Source organism: Maribellus maritimus (genome assembly GCF_022267315.1).
GTDB lineage: Bacteria > Bacteroidota > Bacteroidia > Bacteroidales > Prolixibacteraceae > Draconibacterium > Draconibacterium maritimum.
Window position 1 is genome coordinate 1 of sequence record NZ_JAIKLE010000199.1, and the last position, 314, is coordinate 314.

Consider the following 314-nt stretch of genomic DNA (forward strand, 5'->3'; position numbering starts at 1 on the left):
TGAATCGGCAGTAGCAAACCGGGGGTATTGTCCATATAATTTCTCGTGTTCATCCAGGTGGGCAGGAAGTGTAGTGGTGTCGGTAGTGGTTTGTTCTACCGTATAATTAACCACAAATTGGTTATTGGTAGAAAACTGCCAGTTGTAAGCGGGTTTTAACTGCCCGTTTCTCATGTGGTCTTCTTTCATACGCATGAAAGTTGCGTCATGATCGGTTTTGGAATAGCTGTTACGCTCCTGTAGTACCTCTTCCTGTTTTTCGTATTTCGACAAGTTTACCGGCCAGTTCCTGGCTGCGTACTTCAGTTTTTTTT

At 43.9% G+C, this 314-nt stretch carries 1 pseudogene; it reads right to left on the reverse strand.

What is annotated here, in order from left to right:
- Window positions 1-314, reverse strand: a pseudogene (locus K5G00_RS29665) (IS1182-like element ISMsp1 family transposase); the annotation flags it as partial.